Source organism: Faecousia intestinalis, from assembly GCF_040096185.1.
GTDB lineage: Bacteria > Bacillota > Clostridia > Oscillospirales > Oscillospiraceae > JAZOXB01.
In genome coordinates this window covers 1-3,198 of record NZ_JBBMFF010000024.1, presented here as the reverse complement: position 1 = coordinate 3,198, position 3,198 = coordinate 1, and the positions used below count along the sequence as shown (strand labels likewise).

General features: G+C 60.6%; 3 protein-coding genes. All 3 read right to left on the bottom strand.

What is annotated here, in order from left to right:
- Window positions 1–140: 140 nt before the first annotated feature.
- The gene (locus WMO66_RS00245; RefSeq protein WP_349134402.1) at window positions 141–953 is read right to left on the bottom strand and encodes a mechanosensitive ion channel family protein; all 813 of its coding nucleotides are present in this window, start codon (window positions 951–953) and stop codon (window positions 141–143) included.
- Window positions 954–956: 3 nt separating this feature from the next.
- Entirely contained in the window at window positions 957–2,903 is a 1,947-nt protein-coding gene (gene ftsH, locus WMO66_RS00240) for an ATP-dependent zinc metalloprotease FtsH (protein ID WP_349134401.1), read from the bottom strand.
- Window positions 2,863–3,198 (bottom strand): hypothetical protein (locus tag WMO66_RS00235; RefSeq protein WP_349134400.1); only part of this gene is annotated, 336 nt, incomplete at its 5' end. The genes WMO66_RS00235 and ftsH, both read right to left, overlap by 41 nt.

Genomic DNA, 3,198 nt, shown 5'->3' with positions numbered 1-3,198 from the left:
CTATACCCCTTTTGAACCGTCTAAATTTTTGCCGCTCCTCCGCATTTCGGGCTTGACTTTTAATAGTTAGTCTTTCAGATTTTTTTGACAGTCAGAGCAGCGGTGCAAACGCGCCGCTGCTCTGACTATATATCAGGATATCAGGTGTTCCGCTTCTGCGGCTCAAAGTGCACATCGAGCTGCGGGTAGGGGATGGCGATGCCGCGGGCGTCCAGCTCGCGCTTGACGGCCTCGTTCACGGCGAAGCGCACGTCGAGGTAGTCGCCGCTTGCGGTCCACAGCATCAGCAGGTACTGGATGCTGCTGTCCTGATAGTTGTTCAGCACGACCAGCGGGGCGGGGTCCTGCAGCGCCTTTGGGTGCTGCGCCGCGGCGAGCAGGGCCTCGCGGACCTTCTCCGCCGGAGCGTCGTACGACACGCCGATATAGAGGTCCACGCGGCGGCGGCCCTCGACGGAATAGTTGCAGATGCGCGCCGAGGCGGCGTCGCTGTTCGGGATGTAGATGCGCTTGCCGTCGACCGTAGCAAGCTTCGTATACGAAACGCTGATCTCCTCCACGGTGCCGCTGTCGCTGCCGATCTCCACAAAGTCGCCGACGTGGAACGGGTGCGTCGTCAGGAGCGTCACACTGCCGACAACGTTGGAAAGCGCGTTCTGCACGGCAAGCGAAATAGCAAGGGAGACGACACTCAGGATGGCGACGAGCGACGTGACGTCCACGCCGAGGGAGCTTGCCGCCACGAGCACGAGGATGGTATAGAGCAGGGTTCGCATGGCCGCCCGCAGAAACGAGAACATCGTCCGCTCCAGCCGGGAACGTTCGAGCACACGGTCAAACAGCTTCAGCAGCAGCTTGACGAGCAGAAGCCCGATCACGACGATGAGGATGACCGGGACGAGCTTCTGCAGCGTCAGGGATGCAAAAAATTTCTTGATGGAAGCCAGATCCATGGCTTACGCCTCCGCTTCCGGCAGGGTCTCCTGCTTGGACCCCCGCAGGCGCTTGTCGGCATCGACATACTGCATGAGCTCGTCGCCCGTGATGGTCTCCTTCTGGAGCAGGTACAGGGCGACCTCGTCGAGCAGGCCGCGGTTCTCGGCCAGAATTTTCTTGGCCTGATCGTAGCTGTCGTTCAGGAGCTTGCGGACCTCTTCGTCCGCGGCGGCGGCCGTCGTCTGGGCGCAGTCGGTGTAGGACTGGCCGTCGAGGTACTCGTTGCCCTTCGTCGTCAGCGCCATGAGGCCGATGCGGTCGCTCATGCCGTACTGCATGACCATCTTGCGGGCCAGATCCGTCGCGCGCTCGATGTCGTTCGACGCGCCGGTCGTCTCAATGCCGAACACAGTCTGCTCTGCGGCGCGGCCGCCGAGCATGGTGCGCAGCTCCACGAGCAGCTCGTCGCGGGAATTGAGGTACTTCTCCTCCTCCGGCATCTGCATGGTGTAACCCAGCGCGCCGGACGTGTGCGGGACGATGGTAATCTTGGAAACGGGCTGCGTGTGCTTCTGCAGCGCGGCCACGAGCGCATGGCCGACCTCGTGATATGCCACGATGCGCTTTTCGATGTCCGTCAGGACGGTGCCCTTCTTCTCGGTGCCCGCGATGACGACCTCGAACGACGTCAGCAGGTCCTCCTGGTTCACGGTCTGGCGGCCCATGCGCACGGCACGCAGCGCCGCCTCGTTGACGAGGTTGGCAAGGTCCGCGCCGACCGCGCCGGCCGTGGCCTGCGCGATCTTCTTGAGATCGACGTCCTCGGCAAGGCGGATGTTGCGCGTGTGGACGAGCAGGGTCTGGTAGCGCCCCTCCAGATTCGGGCGGTCAACGATGATGCGGCGGTCAAAGCGGCCCGCGCGCAGCAGGGCCTTATCGAGAATTTCTGGGCGGTTCGTCGCCGCAAGGATCACGACGCCCTTCGAGGAATCGAAGCCGTCGATCTCGGCAAGCAGCTGGTTCAGGGTCTGCTCGCGCTCGTCGTTGCCGCCGAGGCGGCTGTCACGGCTGCGGCCGATGGCGTCGATCTCATCGATAAAGATGATAGCCGGGGCGACCTTGCTGGCCTCCTGGAACAGATCGCGCACACGGCTCGCGCCGACGCCGACGAACATTTCCACGAAGTCTGAGCCGGAGATGGAGAAGAACGGCACACGGGCCTCGCCTGCCACGGCCTTGGCCAGCAGCGTTTTGCCGGTGCCGGGGGAGCCGACAAGCAGCGCGCCCTTCGGCAGCTTTGCGCCGATGGCGGCATATTTCTGCGGATTGTGCAGAAAGTCGATGATCTCGACGAGCGATTCCTTCGCCTCGTCCTGACCGGCGACATCGCGGAACGTCACGCCGGTCTCCTTTTCCATATAGACCTTGGCCTTGCTCTTGCCGATGCTGCCGATGGCACCAAAGCCGCCGGCTCCGCCGCCGCTGCGCGAGATGATGAAGCGCATGAGCAGGCTGAGCAGCGCCAGCATCAGCAGCGGGAACAGCACCCACGAGAACAGGAACGTGAACGTGCTGTTCTCGACGATCTCGCCGCTGAACTCCACCTGATTGTCCTCCAACGTCGAAATGAGGGACGTCAGATCCACATTGGGCAGCAGGCCGGTGTAATACACGGTGCGCTGTGACTTCGGCAGGGCCATCTCATCCCGGCGCAGGAACTGGATGCGGTCGGACTGGATCTCGACCTGCGAAATGGCATCGGTCTCCACTGCACTGAGGAAGGCATCATAGGTGACCTGCTTCTCTCCGGCGGAGAACACATTGCTGAGCAGGCTGTTGAACAGCAGTGTCACGGCAACGGCAATGATCAAGATCGTCAGAATGGAAAATCTGCGGCGGTCGCCGTTGCGGTTATCATTATTATTATTATTTCCGTTTGGTCTGTTTTGCGGGCTTTGATTCGCCATGGAATCGGCCTCCTTTCGCTTCTCCTGCATCATACCATATTTTGGTGCTTTCTGCAATTCTCACGGCAAAATGTGCTGTAAATTTTCTGTGAATTTGGATTTTTGTCCGGATTTCGGCCCGTTTCGCGCCGGTCCGACGATTCTCAGTGTTGTCTCCGGCGCGATTCTTTGCTATAATATAGGGAAGTTCTGATTCAAACAGCAAGGGTGGATGGCGAGAGATTTTTTGGCAAGGCGAGGTATGGAAAACGCAGGAATACTTTGTGTACCCGCAAGGGGCATGCCGCATCCGTAA